The organism is Luteimonas fraxinea (assembly GCF_021233355.1).
GTDB classification, from domain to species: domain Bacteria; phylum Pseudomonadota; class Gammaproteobacteria; order Xanthomonadales; family Xanthomonadaceae; genus Luteimonas; species Luteimonas fraxinea.
The window spans coordinates 2,348,913-2,362,352 of the sequence record NZ_CP089507.1 but is presented as its reverse complement, the minus strand read 5'-3'; the positions used below and the strand labels follow the sequence as shown (position 1 = coordinate 2,362,352).

At 68.0% G+C, this 13,440-nt stretch carries 12 protein-coding genes; 10 read left to right on the top strand and 2 right to left on the bottom strand.

Annotated features, from left to right (window positions below):
* The first annotated feature begins 22 nt into the window (after positions 1–22).
* The 8 genes from leuC to LU699_RS10555 all read left to right on the top strand — a co-directional run bounded on the left by leuC (position 23) and on the right by LU699_RS10555 (position 7,499).
* Entirely contained in the window at positions 23–1,450 is a 1,428-nt protein-coding gene (gene leuC, locus LU699_RS10590) for a 3-isopropylmalate dehydratase large subunit (protein ID WP_232150243.1), read from the top strand.
* Positions 1,450–2,043: a 3-isopropylmalate dehydratase small subunit gene (gene leuD / locus LU699_RS10585; RefSeq protein ID WP_232137565.1), complete on the top strand. Its 594-nt coding sequence runs from the start codon at positions 1,450–1,452 to the stop codon at positions 2,041–2,043. The genes leuC and leuD overlap by 1 nt, the downstream gene beginning before the upstream one ends.
* On the top strand, positions 2,033–3,112 hold the full coding sequence (gene leuB / locus LU699_RS10580; protein WP_232137566.1) for a 3-isopropylmalate dehydrogenase: 1,080 nt from the start codon (positions 2,033–2,035) through the stop codon (positions 3,110–3,112). The genes leuD and leuB overlap by 11 nt, the downstream gene beginning before the upstream one ends.
* A gap of 103 nt (positions 3,113–3,215) precedes the next feature.
* A complete protein-coding gene (ilvD, locus tag LU699_RS10575; protein WP_232137567.1) occupies positions 3,216–5,054 on the top strand; it encodes a dihydroxy-acid dehydratase in 1,839 nt (612 codons plus the stop codon).
* Between the two features lie 70 nt (positions 5,055–5,124).
* The gene (locus LU699_RS10570) at positions 5,125–6,333 is read left to right on the top strand and encodes an OmpA family protein (protein ID WP_232137568.1); all 1,209 of its coding nucleotides are present in this window, start codon (positions 5,125–5,127) and stop codon (positions 6,331–6,333) included.
* Positions 6,334–6,380: 47 nt separating this feature from the next.
* Complete coding sequence (locus LU699_RS10565; RefSeq protein ID WP_232137569.1) at positions 6,381–6,770, top strand: DUF6180 family protein; 390 nt, start codon at positions 6,381–6,383, stop codon at positions 6,768–6,770.
* 115 nt (positions 6,771–6,885) lie between these two features.
* The gene (locus LU699_RS10560) at positions 6,886–7,110 is read left to right on the top strand and encodes an AbrB/MazE/SpoVT family DNA-binding domain-containing protein (RefSeq protein WP_232137571.1); all 225 of its coding nucleotides are present in this window, start codon (positions 6,886–6,888) and stop codon (positions 7,108–7,110) included.
* Entirely contained in the window at positions 7,107–7,499 is a 393-nt protein-coding gene (locus LU699_RS10555) for a type II toxin-antitoxin system death-on-curing family toxin (protein ID WP_232137573.1), read from the top strand. Before LU699_RS10560 ends, LU699_RS10555 begins: the two co-directional genes overlap by 4 nt.
* Positions 7,500–7,515: 16 nt before the next feature.
* Here LU699_RS10555 and LU699_RS10550 read toward each other — a convergent pair whose 3' ends face one another.
* Both LU699_RS10550 and LU699_RS10545 read right to left on the bottom strand, forming a co-directional pair.
* Complete coding sequence (locus LU699_RS10550; protein ID WP_232137574.1) at positions 7,516–10,683, bottom strand: efflux RND transporter permease subunit; 3,168 nt, start codon at positions 10,681–10,683, stop codon at positions 7,516–7,518.
* A 49-nt stretch (positions 10,684–10,732) separates the two neighbouring features.
* Positions 10,733–11,881, bottom strand: a complete 1,149-nt coding sequence (locus tag LU699_RS10545) for an efflux RND transporter periplasmic adaptor subunit (RefSeq protein ID WP_232137575.1) — start codon at positions 11,879–11,881, stop codon at positions 10,733–10,735.
* Between the two features lie 75 nt (positions 11,882–11,956).
* Between LU699_RS10545 and LU699_RS10540 the strand changes: the two genes are divergently transcribed.
* Both LU699_RS10540 and LU699_RS10535 read left to right on the top strand, forming a co-directional pair.
* Complete coding sequence (locus tag LU699_RS10540; protein WP_232137576.1) at positions 11,957–12,634, top strand: TetR/AcrR family transcriptional regulator; 678 nt, start codon at positions 11,957–11,959, stop codon at positions 12,632–12,634.
* A gap of 137 nt (positions 12,635–12,771) precedes the next feature.
* The gene (locus LU699_RS10535; protein WP_232137577.1) at positions 12,772–13,434 is read left to right on the top strand and encodes a protein-L-isoaspartate O-methyltransferase family protein; all 663 of its coding nucleotides are present in this window, start codon (positions 12,772–12,774) and stop codon (positions 13,432–13,434) included.
* Positions 13,435–13,440: the final 6 nt, after the last annotated feature.

Here is a 13,440-nt window from a genome sequence, read left to right as displayed (position 1 = left end):
CATTCCGGACACACCGCCAGCAATGACTGCCAGACCGCCACGCACCCTGTTCGACAAACTGTGGGACGCGCACATCGTGACCCCCGAATCCGACGCCGCGCCCGCCGTGCTGTACATCGACCTGCACCTCATCCACGAGGTCACCTCGCCGCAGGCCTTCACCGAACTGCGCGCGCGTGGCCTCGTCCCGCGCCGCCCGGACCGCACCAAGGCGACGATGGACCACTCCACGCCGACGCTGCCGGCCGGCCACGACGGCCGCCTGCCCTATGCCAGCGAAGCGTCGGAAAAACAGGTCGACACCCTGGCGCGCAACTGCGCGCAGTTCGGCATCGAACTGTTCGACATGTCATCCGACCAGCGCGGCATCGTCCACGTCATCGCGCCCGAACAGGGCTTCACCCTGCCCGGCATGACCATCGTCTGCGGCGACAGCCACACCTCCACGCACGGCGCGTTCGGCGCCCTCGCGTTCGGCATCGGCACCAGCGAGGTCGGCAACGTGCTGGCGACGCAGTGCCTGCTGCAGCGACGGCCGAAGACGATGTCGATCACCGTGGACGGTCCGCTGGCGCCCGGCGTCGGCGCCAAAGATGTGACCCTGCATGCGATCGGCGTCATCGGCGTCAACGGCGGCACCGGCCACGTCATCGAATACCGCGGCTCCACCATCGAGGCGATGGACATGGAGCAGCGCATGACCCTGTGCAACATGTCGATCGAGGCCGGCGCGCGCGCCGGCATGGTCGCGCCGGACGACATCACATTTGAGTGGGTCGCGCGCACGCCGCGTGGTCCCAAGGGCGCCGAGTTCGATGCCGCAGTAGCCCGCTGGCGCGAGCTGCGCACCGACGCTGGCGCGCGTTTCGACACCGAAGTGCGCATCGATGCCGCCGACATCCGTCCGACGCTGACCTGGGGCACGCACCCGGGCACCGCGATCGGCGTCGACGTGCCGGTGCCGACTGCGACCGATGCGGCTGAGAAGAAAGGACAGGACTACATGCGCGTCATCGCCGGACAGTCGCTGGCCGGCATGCCGGTCGACGTGGTGTTCGTCGGCTCGTGTACCAACGGCCGCCTGCGCGACATGCGCGAGGTCGCCGAGGTGCTGCGTGGCCGCCACGTGTCGGCGGGCGTACGCATGCTGGTCGTACCGGGTTCGGAGATCGTCAAGCGCGAGGCTGAAGCCGAAGGCATCGACGTGATCGTCCGCGGCGCCGGCGCCGAATGGCGCGAGCCGGGATGTTCGATGTGCATCGCGATGAACGGCGATCTGGTGGCGCCGGGCCAGTTGGCCGTGAGCACCAGCAACCGCAATTTCGAAGGCCGTCAGGGCCCGGGTGCACGCACGCTGCTGGCCTCGCCGACGACGGCGGCCTGGGCTGCGGTGCGCGGCGTCGTGGCGGATCCACGCGAACTGTTCGACGACCGTCGGGAGGTGGCCTGATGTCCGCCGCTCACGTTCCCGAGTTCCCGGTGCGTTCGGCCAGCGTGGTGCTGGCCCAGAGCAATATCGACACCGACCAGATCATTCCCGCGCGTTTCCTGTCGACGACCGAGCGCAAGGGTCTCGGCCGCTTCGCGTTCAACGACTGGCGCTGGCGCGACGACGGCAGTGCGAATCCGGATTTCGCTTTCAACCAGGCTCACAACAATGGGCGCGCGGTGCTGCTGGCCGGGCGCAACTTCGGCTGCGGGTCCTCGCGCGAACACGCGCCGTGGGCGCTGCGCGATCTCGGCCTGCAGGTCGTGGTCAGCAGCGAGATCGCCGACATCTTCCGCAACAACGCGCTGAAGAACGGCGTGCTGCCGGTCGTGCTGCCCGAGGCCGTGGTGCAGGATCTGATGACGCGTCCCGACGACGTGCTGACGTTCGACATCGTCGCTCGCGAACTGCGCACGCCGGACGGCACCGTCCATGCCTTCCCGCTCGAGGCATTCGCACGCACCTGCCTGCTCGAAGGCGTCGACGAAATGGGCTTTCTGCTGGCGCGCGGCGCCGACATCCGCAACTACGAGGACACGCACCATGCACGCTGACATCGTCGTTCTGCCCGGAGACGGCATCGGCCCCGAAGTGACCACGGCCGCAGTGGACGTACTGCAGGCGGTCGCGCAGCGTTTCGGCCATCGCTTCTCGCTGCACGAACATCTGATCGGTGGCGCCGCGATCGATGCCACCGGCAAGCCGCTGCCCGACGACACGCTGGCCGCCGCGCGCGACGCCGATGCGGTGCTGCTGGGCGCGGTCGGCGGCCCGAAATGGTCCGATCCCAACGCGAGCGTGCGTCCGGAACAGGGCCTGCTGGCGATCCGCAAGGCGCTGGGCGTGTACGCGAATCTGCGCCCCACCAAGCCCCATCCGGCCGCGATGGGCGCCTCGCCGATCAAGCCGCATCTGCTGGCCGGCGTGGATCTGCTGGTCGTGCGCGAGCTGACCGGCGGCATCTATTTCGGAGAGCGCACGCGCACTGCCGAATCCGCCAGCGATCTGTGCACGTATACGGTGCCCGAGATCGAACGCGTCGTGCGCCGCGCCTGCCTGCTGGCGCGCGGCCGCCGCGGTCACGTGACGTCCGTCGACAAGGCCAACGTGCTCGAGACCTCGCGGCTGTGGCGCGATGTCGCCAGCCGCATCGCGCGCGATGAATTTCCCGACATCGTGATCGAACACCAGCTGGTCGATTCGATGGCGATGCATCTGCTGTCGAAGCCGCGCGCCTACGACGTGATCGTGACCGAGAACATGTTCGGCGACATCCTCACCGACGAGGCCTCGATGCTGGCCGGCTCGCTGGGCCTGCTGCCGTCCGCATCGCTGGGCGAAGGCTGCGTCGGCATGTACGAGCCGATCCACGGTTCGGCGCCGGACATCGCGGGCAAGGGCATCGCCAATCCCTACGGCACGATCCTGAGCGCCGCGTTGCTGCTGCGCTATTCGCTGGGCCTGTCGCAGGAAGCGGCGTGCATCGAGCAGGCGGTCGACGACGCGCTGGACGCCGGCGTGTTCACCGCCGACCTGGCATCCGATGGCACCGCGGTGTCGACGCGCGAGGCCGCCGCCGCGGTGCTCGCACGCATCGCGGCGCCCGCGCAGATCGCCGGATAGCGCGCCGGATCGACGCGGCTTGGCACCACCCCGCCGCGTTGATCGCCAACAACCCACACACACACACCGCCAGCCCCGCGCCCGCCGCACCTGCGAGTCATCGATGCCCGAGTACCGTTCCAGAACCTCCACCCACGGCCGCAACATGGCCGGCGCCCGCGCCCTGTGGCGCGCGACCGGCATGCAGGACGCCGACTTCCACAAGCCGATCGTCGCGGTCGCGAATTCGTTCACCCAGTTCGTGCCGGGCCACGTGCATCTCAAGGACATCGGCCAGCTGGTCGCGCGCGAGATCGAGCGCGTCGGCGGCGTGGCGAAGGAGTTCAACACCATCGCCGTCGACGACGGCATCGCGATGGGCCACGACGGCATGCTGTACTCGCTGCCGAGCCGCGAGATCATCGCCGACTCCGTCGAGTACATGGCCAACGCGCATTGCGCCGACGCGCTGGTGTGCATCTCCAACTGCGACAAGATCACGCCCGGCATGCTGATGGCCGCGCTGCGCTTGAACATTCCTGTGGTGTTCGTGTCCGGCGGACCGATGGAGGCCGGCAAGACGGCACTGTCGGAACACGGCCTCGATCTCGTCGATGCGATGGTCGTCGCCGCCGATCCGGACGCCTCCGACGAAAAGGTCGCGGCCTACGAGCGCAGCGCGTGTCCGACCTGCGGTTCCTGCAGCGGCATGTTCACCGCCAACTCGATGAACTGCCTGACCGAAGCGCTGGGCTTGGCCCTGCCGGGCAACGGTTCGATGCTGGCGACGCATGCCGATCGCGAGCAGCTGTTCCTGCAGGCCGCGCGCACCGTCGTCGAACTCTGCCATCGCTGGTACGGCGCGGAGGATCCGACGGCACTGCCACGCGGCATCGCGACCTTCGAGGCATTCGAGAACGCGATGACGCTCGACATCGCAATGGGCGGTTCGACCAACACCATCCTGCATCTGCTCGCCGCCGCGCAGGAGGCCGAAGTCGACTTCGATCTGCACGACATCGACCGGCTGTCGCGCCGCGTGCCGCAGCTGTGCAAGGTCGCGCCGAACATCCAGACCTATCACATGGAAGACGTGCACCGTGCCGGCGGCATCGTCTCGATCCTGGGGGAGCTCGCGCGTGGCGGACTGCTGCACGTTGACCAGCCGACGGTGCACAGCCGCACACTGCGCGATGCCATCGCACGCTGGGACATCACCGTCACCGACGATGACGCGGTGCGCACGTTCTTCAAGGCCGGCCCTGCCGGCATTCCGACCCAGACCGCCTTCAGCCAGGCCACGCGCTGGGAAACGCTGGACGACGATCGCGCGGGTGGCTGCATCCGCGATGTCGCGCACGCGTACTCGCAGGAAGGTGGCCTCGCCGTGCTGCGCGGCAACCTCGCGCCCGATGGTTGCGTGGTCAAGACCGCGGGCGTGGATGCGTCGATCCACGTGTTCGAAGGCACGGCAAAAGTGTTCGAAAGCCAGGACGCCGCGGTGAAGGGCATCCTCGCCGACGAGGTGCAGGCGGGCGACGTGGTGGTGATCCGCTACGAAGGCCCGAAGGGCGGGCCGGGCATGCAGGAGATGCTGTATCCGACGAGTTACCTGAAGTCGAAAGGCCTCGGCAAACAATGCGCGCTGCTGACCGACGGGCGTTTCTCCGGCGGCACCTCCGGCCTGTCGATCGGCCACGCATCGCCGGAAGCGGCGGCGGGCGGCACGATCGGACTGGTGCGCGACGGCGACCGCATCCGGATCGACATTCCACAACGGCGCATCGAGCTGTTGGTCGACGACGTCGAACTGGCCGCACGCCGCGATGCGCAGGACGCACTCGGCTGGAAACCTGCGCAGGCGCGCCCACGCAAGGTCACTGCTGCGCTAAAGGCGTACGCGTTGCTCGCGACCAGCGCCGACAAGGGCGCGGTGCGCAATCTGGCGATGCTTGGCGACTGAAGAACGCATCCCTAACGGGCCCCTGCCTACCATCCGGCAACCCGCAGGCGCGGATGCAGGATCGACACGGATGCAGACATTTCGGACCGGAATGATGTTTTGTGTAGTGGGCGTGGCGCTCGCAGGCTGCGCGCGAGCTCCGACGCCCGTTCCGGCGCAGGACGATGCGCCGATGGCGGATGCAGCGGCGGGCGTGACCGGGGATGCGCAGGACGCATCCACCGCCTCCGATCCCGCAGTGCCCGACATGCCGGTGATTCCGCCGATCGTCGTCCCCGAGATCGTCGGCGTCACGCCGGCCCAGCGCGCACTGGAAGGATCGATGGCCGCGATCCTTGATCCAGTCGCCGGCATCAGCGTCAGGCCCGCGCGCTGCGATGTGGATGGCGCGCTGATCGACCGCAGCGGCATCACCCGCATCGACGAGACGGGCGCCCTCGTGCGCAACAGCGATGCCGGCATCTTCAAGCTCGAACCTGATGGCAGCGGTACCGCGAACTTCGAAGGCGGACTCTTCACCGTCAATGCGGACGGCAGCGGCACGATCAACGGCATCGCGGAGCCGGACGGCAGCGAGGCGATCGTGCGCGTCGAAGCTGACGGCTCGGGCACCTACAACGGGAAATCCGGTCTGATCCGTCTCGACGGCAAAGGCGGCGGCACTTGGAATGGCGAGAGCGGCCTGATCACATCGAACGGTGACGGCAGCGGCAGCTGGAACGGTCCCGATGGCCTGGTGCGCATCGAGGCCGACGGCTCCGGCACATGGAACGGGCCGCATGGTCTGATCACCAACAACGGCGATGGCACCGGCACCATCGGCCCGCCCGCGCGCCCGGTGAAGATGCCGCCGATGCCACGCGTCGCGCCGGCCGGCCGCTTCCCGCCGCTGCAGACGTTCGCGCCGCCCGGTGCGCCCTGCGGCTACGTGGTCACGCTCGACGAGCGTGTGCTGTTCGACTTTGACAAGTCCGACATCCGCCCGGATGCCGCGCAGACGCTCGACGTGTTCGCCACCGCATTGCAGGCAGTCCAACACAGCGGCATGGAAGTTCGTGGCCACACCGATGCCAAGGGTGATGACGCCTACAACCAGTCGCTGTCCGAACGCCGCGCCGACGCGGTACGCAATGCGCTGCAGACGCGCGGCGTCGCAGGCGACATCGGTGCGCGTGGCTTCGGCGAATCGCAACCGGTGGCGCCCAACGTGCTCGACGGCCAGGACAATCCCGGCGGCCGTCAGCTCAACCGGCGGGTCGAGGTGTTCATCCGCGCCTGATACACGCGTCGCGCCACCGCTGTCCGTTCGTCACGAGGAGGCTATCCATGAAGCACGTGTGCCTGATCGCCCTGCTCTCCGCTGCCGCGCTCGCGCCGTCAGCGTCTGCATCCGCCGACGATTTCAGCCTCGGCTATGACGTCGACCGGTTTCCGGCGACGCAGTTAAGCGTCAAGGCGTGCCACGCCGCGCTCGCACGCGGCGCGGCCGCGGTCGGTTACGTCACCCGCAGCCAGAACGATCAAGGCACGCTGGCGACGCATGTGTCCGGCCCCGCCGGTGGTGGACGTGCGCTGGTCTCTTACTGCCTGAGCGCCGGCGACCACACCGCGTTCGTGATCCAGGCCTTCGACTACAGCGGGCCTGACAGCCGTGCCACTGATCAGGTGAAGGCGCGCGTTGCGTCTGAAGTGCGAAAGGCGGCGAGTGGTCGCTGAGCGAGGGGCACCACACGCCGGCAAAGCACATCTGCTGAACGATGGATCGGCTCTGTCTTGACACGCAGCCTGCGCCAGCGCGTAATTACATCCGTACTAACGCTGGAGTCTCCACATGACCGCGCTCAAGCTCACCCGCATCGGCAATTCGGTCGGCGTCGTGCTGCCGAAGGAAATCCTGTCGAACCTGCGTCTGGAGGCAGGCGATTCGCTGCATCTGAGCGAGGCGCCGGGCGGCTATCTCATCTCGGCATACGACGCGGAGTTCGAGCGGCAGATGGAGGTCGCGCGCAAGGTGATGCGCGAGAACCGGGATGTGCTGCGCCAGCTCGCCAAGTGAGCGAGGTCGTCTGGCTGCAGCCGCTCGTCGTCGAGGCCATCCATCTCGCCCAGCTGTCCGAACACGGTGGCGCCAGCGGGATCCGCGATCGCAGCCTCTTCGAGACGGCACTGGCGAAGCCACTGCAACTTGCGAGCTACGGTGATCCACCGCCGGACATCCATGCACTCGCGGCGGCTTACGCGCACGGCATCGCGCATCTGCATCCGTTCGTCGACGGCAACAAGCGCACGTCGCTCGTCGCCGCTTTGCTGTTCCTGCGGCTTAATGGCATCGATCTCGACGCGTCACAGGAGGATCGCTACTTGACCTGGATGGCATTGGCCGCTGGCGAGCTGGACGAAGTCGAGCTCGCCGCCTGGCTACGCGAGCGCGCTCGACCGATGTGAGACACGCGCGCGCCGGTCAGGCGCGCGCGTCTTCGTCCCGATTCACCTTGAACCACGCCGCATACAGCGCCGGCAGGAACGTCAGCGTCAGCAGCGTGGCCACGGTGAGGCCGCCCATGATCGCGACCGCCATCGGGCCGAAGAACACACTGCGCGACAGCGGGATCATCGCCAGGATCGCGGCGAGCGCAGTCAGCACGATCGGGCGGAAACGGCGCACTGTCGCGTCGATCACCGCGTCCCAGCGCGCGTGGCCGGCGGCGATGTCCTGTTCGATCTGGTCCACGAGAATGATCGAGTTGCGCATGATCATGCCGGCCAGCGCGATCGTGCCGAGCATCGCGACGAACCCGAACGGCACGCGGAACACCAGCAGGAACAGGGTCACGCCGATCATGCCCAGGGGCGCGGTCAGCAGCACCAGCGCGGTGCGCGAGAAACTGCGCAGCTGAAGCATCAACAGCGACACGACGACGAACAGGAACAGCGGCAGACCGGCCTTGATCGAATCCTGGCCCTTGCTGGAATCCTCGACCGTGCCGCCGGTTTCCAGCCGGTAACCGTCCGGCATCGACTCGCGAATGCCGTCGAGCGTCGGCAGGATCTGCGCGACGACCGTCGGCGCCGTCACGTCGCCGCGGATATCGGCGCGCACGGTAATCGTCGGCAACCGGTCGCGGTGCCAGATGATGCCGTCCTCGAACGTCGGCTCCAGCCGCGCGACCTGGCCCAGCGGCACCGACTGCCCGTTGGATGTCGGAATCGCGAGACTCTCGAGCATGTCGAGCTGGCCGCGTTCGTCATCCGGCCCGCGCATCACGATGCCGATCAGTTCGTTGCCTTCGCGATACGTGCTGACCTGCAGGCCTGACAGCGAGCTCGACAGGAACTGCGCGAGGTTCTGCGAACTCACGCCGAGCACGCGCGCGCGCTCCTGATCGACGACCAGGCGCACGATGCGGCTGGGTTCGTCCCAGTCCAGATTGACGTTGGCGACGTTCGGGTTCGTGCGCACCTCGTTGGCGATCGCATCGGCAATGCCGCGTACGCGTTCGACGTGCTCGCCCGAGACACGCAGCTGCACCGGGTAGCCGACCGGCGGCCCGGTTTCGAGTCGCGTCACGCGCAACTGCAGTTCGGGGAACTGCGGCGCGACCTCGTCGGTCAGCCAGACGCGGATCTGCTCGCGCGCTTCGACATCGGTCGTGGCGACGACGAACTGGGCGAAGTTGGCCTGCGGCAGCTGCTGGTCGAGCGGCAGATAGAAACGCGGCGAGCCGGTGCCGACATAGACCACGCGGTTGTCGACGCCCTCGCGTGTCGCAAGCAAGGCATCGAGACGCGCGGCCGCCGCCTCGGTCGCGCGTAGCGAACTGCCTTCGGCGAGTTCCACATCGACCATCAGCTCCAGTCGCGTCGAATCGGGGAAGAACTGCTGCGGAACGAACCGGAACAGCAGCAGCGACGCGACGAACAGCGCGGCCGTCGCAGCGATGACGATCCAGCGATGGGTCAGCGACCAGTCCAGCAACCCGCGGAAGCGCCGGTAGAAGGGACGCTGATAGGGATCATGGTCATGCGCCTGCGGATCCTTCGGCGCCAGTGCGAACGCGAGCCGCGGCCAGCGCACGGCCATGCGGCTGCGCGTGTCGCGCCAGCGCGCGGGCAGCGAACCGGGGCGCGGCGGCTGCGGGTTCGCGAGATCGGGCAGCATCTTCTCGCCGAGCAGCGGAATGAACAACACCGCGGCGATCCAGGACACGACCAGCGCAATCGTCACCACTTCGAACAGTGAGCGCGTGTACTCGCCGGTACTCGACGCAGCAGTCGCGATCGGCAGGAAGCCGGCCGCGGTGACCAGCGTGCCGGTCAGCATCGGGAACGCGGTATGCGTCCAGGCGTAACTCGCCGCCGCGAGCCGGCTGTCGCCCTGTTCCATGCGGATGGCCATCATCTCCACCGCGATGATCGCGTCGTCCACCATCAGTCCCAGCGCGAGCACCAGCGCGCCGAGCGAAATCTTGTGCAGGCCGATGTCGAACTGATCCATCGCGATGAAAGTCATCGCCAGCACCAGCGGAATCGACACCGCGACCACGAGTCCGGTGCGGAAGCCCAGAGAGACGAAGCTCACCAGCAGCACGATGATCACCGCCTCGGCCAGCACCTTGACGAACTCGCCCACCGAATCGCGCACCGCGCGTGGCTGGTCGGAGACCTTGCGCAGCGCCATGCCGGCCGGCAGCGTTTCCTGCAACCGCGCGAACTCGTTTTCGAGTCGCGTGCCGAGCTTGAGGATGTCGCCGCCGTCGTGCATCGCCACGGCGATGCCGATCGCGTCCTCGCCCATGAAGCGCATGCGCGGCGCGGCTGGATCGGCGAAGCCGCGCTCGACAGTCGCGATGTCGCCGAGGCGCACAGTGCGATCGCCCGCGCGGATCGGGAAGTCGCGGATCGCATCCACTGATTCGAATGCGCCATCGACGCGCAACTGCACGCGCGCGCTATCGGTTTCGAAGAAGCCCGCCGGCACCAGCGCGTTCTGTTCCGCCAGCGCCTGTTGCACGGCCGCCATCGGAATGCCGAGCGTCGCCAGTCGCGTGTTGCTGACTTCGATCCAGACCTTTTCGTCCTGCAGACCGACCAGTTCGACCTTGCCGACATCGTCGACCAGCTGCAGCTCGCGCTGGATGCGATCTGCATAGTCCTTCTTGATCGCGTAGTCGAAGCCCTCGCCCGTCAGCGCGTAGATGTTGCCGAAGGTGTCGCCGAATTCGTCGTTAAAGAACGGGCCGACGATGTCCTGCGGCAGCGAAGGTCGCAGATCGGCGACCTTCTTGCGCACCTGGTACCAGAGATCGGGAATCTCGCTCGAACGCATCGAATCGCGGGCGAAGAAGATCACCTGCGATTCGCCGGGCCGCGAATACGAACGCACGAATTCGTAGTCGCCGGTCTCCATCAGCTTGCGCTCGATCCGCTCGGTGACCTGCTGCGAGACCTGGTCGGCGGTCGCGCCCGGCCACTGGGTCTGGATCACCATCGCCTTGAAGGTGAAGGGCGGATCCTCGGACTGGCCGAGGCGGCCGTACGAGAAAATGCCGGCCACCGCGACGACCAGCATCATGTAGAGCACCAGCGTGCGGTTGCCGAGCGCCCATTCGGAGAGATTGAACCGGCTCATCGCTGCACCGCCTGCGCGCGCGTCACGTGTCCTGCCAGGGTGTGCGGGTTCATTCGGCTGCCGCCGGCTGCGCCGCCTGCAGCTGCACGGGACGGTTCTCGCGATCCACCGGCGTCACCCGCTGGCCTTCGCGCAGCAGATGCCCGCCGGCCGCGACCACCAGAGCATCGGCCGCAAGACCGGACAGCACCGGCACGCTGCGTGCGCCATACGGACCGGTCTCCACCGGTACCGAACGCAGTGTGCCCTCGGCGCGATCGACGACCCAGACTGCCTTGCCGCCATCCGCGCCCGGCTGGATCGCGGTCAGCGGCACCTGCAGATCGGTGTCCGATGTCGCCGCGGCGAGATACACGCGGGCGCTCTGCCCGAGTTCGAGGCCTTCGACCGCATCGTCGACGATCGCCACACGCGCGGCGTAGGTGCGGGCCTGCGGATCGGCGGCCGCGGCGATCTCGCGGATCGTGCCCGGCACGCGCACGCCCGGCCGGTTCCACAGTTCGATCTGCGCCGGCTGACCGATCGCGAATCCGGCGATGCGCGATTCCGGCAACGCGATCGCGACTTCGCGGCCGTCGTCGCCGGCCAGCATGAAGATCGCCTGGCCCGCGGCGACCACCTGCCCGGCTTCGGCCTCACGGCTGGCGATGACGCCATCGCGCGGCGCGCGCAATTGCGTGTAGCCCGCCTGGTTGCCGGCGACATCCGCCTGCGCGCGTGCGGCGCGCAGCTGCGCCTGCGCCGCGGTGTAGGCCGCGTCCTGCGCGTCCATCTGCGAACGGCTGATCAGCTGCTGGTCGACGAGTGCGGCGTAGCGCGCGCGATCGGTGCGGGTGCGCGCGTATTCGGCCTCGGCCGATGCGACCTGCGCCTGCGCCGACTGCTGCTGCAGCCGCAGATCGCCGGGATCGATCTCGGCCAGCACCTGGCCGCGCCGCACATGCGCGCCGGCGTCGACATCGCGTCGCAAGAGTTGCCCGCCCACCTGGAACGCCAGCGTGCTTTCCTCTCGGGCGCGAATTTCGCCGGGGAATGCGGCCGCGCCACTGTCGGCTGCCGATGCCGGCGTGACCACGAGCACCGGGCGCGCCACCGGTTCGGGTGCAGTGCGGTCGCCGCAGGCAGCCAGTGCCAGCGTGCAGGCGGCGAGCACCGGCAACGCGAGGCGGGAGGGGCGAAGCAGGGTCAGGCGGCGCATGGCGACCGTCCAGCAAATGGGGATACGGAGCCGTATCGTATATTTTCAGAACTGATTGGTATAGTATTCCCCGCCATGTCGACGCGTCCGTCCTCGCTGCCCCCTGCCCCGACGCCCGAGAAGGCGCCGGCGGGTCCCGGCCGGCCGAAGGATCTGGCCAAGCGCGCGGCGATCCTCGAAGCCGCGGAGCGCATGTTCCTGCAGCAGGGCTTCGAAGGCGTCAGCATGGACCAGATCGCGGCCGAGGCCGGGGTGTCCAAGCTGACCGTCTACAGCCATTTCGGCGACAAGGACACGCTGTTCACCGAGGCCGCGGCGCGCTACTGCGAGCAGCAGATGCCCGATTCGGTGTTCGAGCCCGCGCCGGCCACGCCACTGCGTCAGCGCCTGCTGGAGGTTGCCGAGGCGTTCTTCGCGATGGTGTCCTCGCCCGAGGCCGTTGCCGGTCACCGCCTGCTGTGCACCCCGCAGATGGTCGAAAAGCGTCTGCCGCAGCGGTTCTGGAAGGGCGGTCCCGAGCGCGTGCAGTCGTCGTTCGCGGCGATGCTCCGGCGCCGGATCGAAACCGGCGATCTCGACCTCGACGAGGCCCTCGTGCCGACGGCAGCGGCGCAGTTCTTCGTGCTGCTCAAGGGCGACCTCCACCAGCGCATGGTGTTCGACTGCGACGACGCCGGCCAATGCGCCGGTCAACGGCGCGCGCACCTGGAAGCCTCGGTGGACATGTTCCTGCGCGCCTACGGGCGTCGCTGAACGCGGTCACACGTGCCTGCTGCATGCCGTCTGGGCCGATGACTTCCGGCACTGCGTCCACTGCAACACCCCCGCGATGATGAACCCGCCCCCGCACCGCTAGAATTGCGGGTTGGCGAACGAAGGAACCCGCAACAATGACGATCGACTACGCCAAGGCCCGTGCGGCGATGGTGGAACAACAGGTCCGGCCCTGGGACGTGCTCGATGCGCGCGTGCTCGAAACGATTTCGCGCCTGCCGCGCGAATCTTTCGTGGCCGAGTCGCGCCGCGCACTGGCCTATGCCGACCTCGAACTCCCGCTCGGCCACGGCGAGCTGATGCTCAAGCCGGTGGTCGAAGGCCGTGCGCTGCAGGCGCTGAAGCTCGAACAGGGCGACGAAGTGCTGCAGATCGGCACCGGCAGCGGTTATCTCGCCGCGTGCATGGGCTATCTGGCCCGTGACGTCGTCAGCCTCGAGCGCCATGACGACCTCGCCGACGCCGCCCGCGGCCGTCTGCAGGCGCAGGGCATCGCGAACGTCGACGTGATCACCGCCGATGCGTTCGCGTGGAATACCGACCGCCGCTTCGACGCGATCTGCGTCTGTGGCGCCGTCGACGTGATTCCCGAGCGTTTCGTGCAGTGGCTGCGTCCCGGGGGCCGCATGTTCATCGTCCGCGGCCGCGCGCCCGCGATGGAAGCGGTGCTGGTGCGCCGCGAAGGCGAGGCTGTCAACGCGACCCGCATCGAATCGTTGTTCGAGACCGGACTCACCTATCTCGCAGGCGCCGCGCCGGTGCCGCAGTTCACTCTCTGATCGTCC

What these genes read in the sequence shown, in the direction of transcription:
- leuB (WP_232137566.1), top strand. Translation starts at nt 2,033, where the DNA reads ATGCACGCTGACATCGTCGTTCTGCCCGGAGACGGCATCGGCCCCGAA.
- leuC (WP_232150243.1), top strand. Translation starts at nt 23, where the DNA reads ATGACTGCCAGACCGCCACGCACCCTGTTCGACAAACTGTGGGACGCG.
- LU699_RS10570 (WP_232137568.1), top strand. Translation starts at nt 5,125, where the DNA reads ATGCAGACATTTCGGACCGGAATGATGTTTTGTGTAGTGGGCGTGGCG.
- LU699_RS10540 (WP_232137576.1), top strand. Translation starts at nt 11,957, where the DNA reads ATGTCGACGCGTCCGTCCTCGCTGCCCCCTGCCCCGACGCCCGAGAAG.
- LU699_RS10535 (WP_232137577.1), top strand. Translation starts at nt 12,772, where the DNA reads ATGACGATCGACTACGCCAAGGCCCGTGCGGCGATGGTGGAACAACAG.
- ilvD (WP_232137567.1), top strand. Translation starts at nt 3,216, where the DNA reads ATGCCCGAGTACCGTTCCAGAACCTCCACCCACGGCCGCAACATGGCC.
- LU699_RS10545 (WP_232137575.1), bottom strand. Translation starts at nt 11,881, where the DNA reads ATGCGCCGCCTGACCCTGCTTCGCCCCTCCCGCCTCGCGTTGCCGGTG.
- leuD (WP_232137565.1), top strand. Translation starts at nt 1,450, where the DNA reads ATGTCCGCCGCTCACGTTCCCGAGTTCCCGGTGCGTTCGGCCAGCGTG.
- LU699_RS10565 (WP_232137569.1), top strand. Translation starts at nt 6,381, where the DNA reads ATGAAGCACGTGTGCCTGATCGCCCTGCTCTCCGCTGCCGCGCTCGCG.
- LU699_RS10560 (WP_232137571.1), top strand. Translation starts at nt 6,886, where the DNA reads ATGACCGCGCTCAAGCTCACCCGCATCGGCAATTCGGTCGGCGTCGTG.
- LU699_RS10550 (WP_232137574.1), bottom strand. Translation starts at nt 10,683, where the DNA reads ATGAGCCGGTTCAATCTCTCCGAATGGGCGCTCGGCAACCGCACGCTG.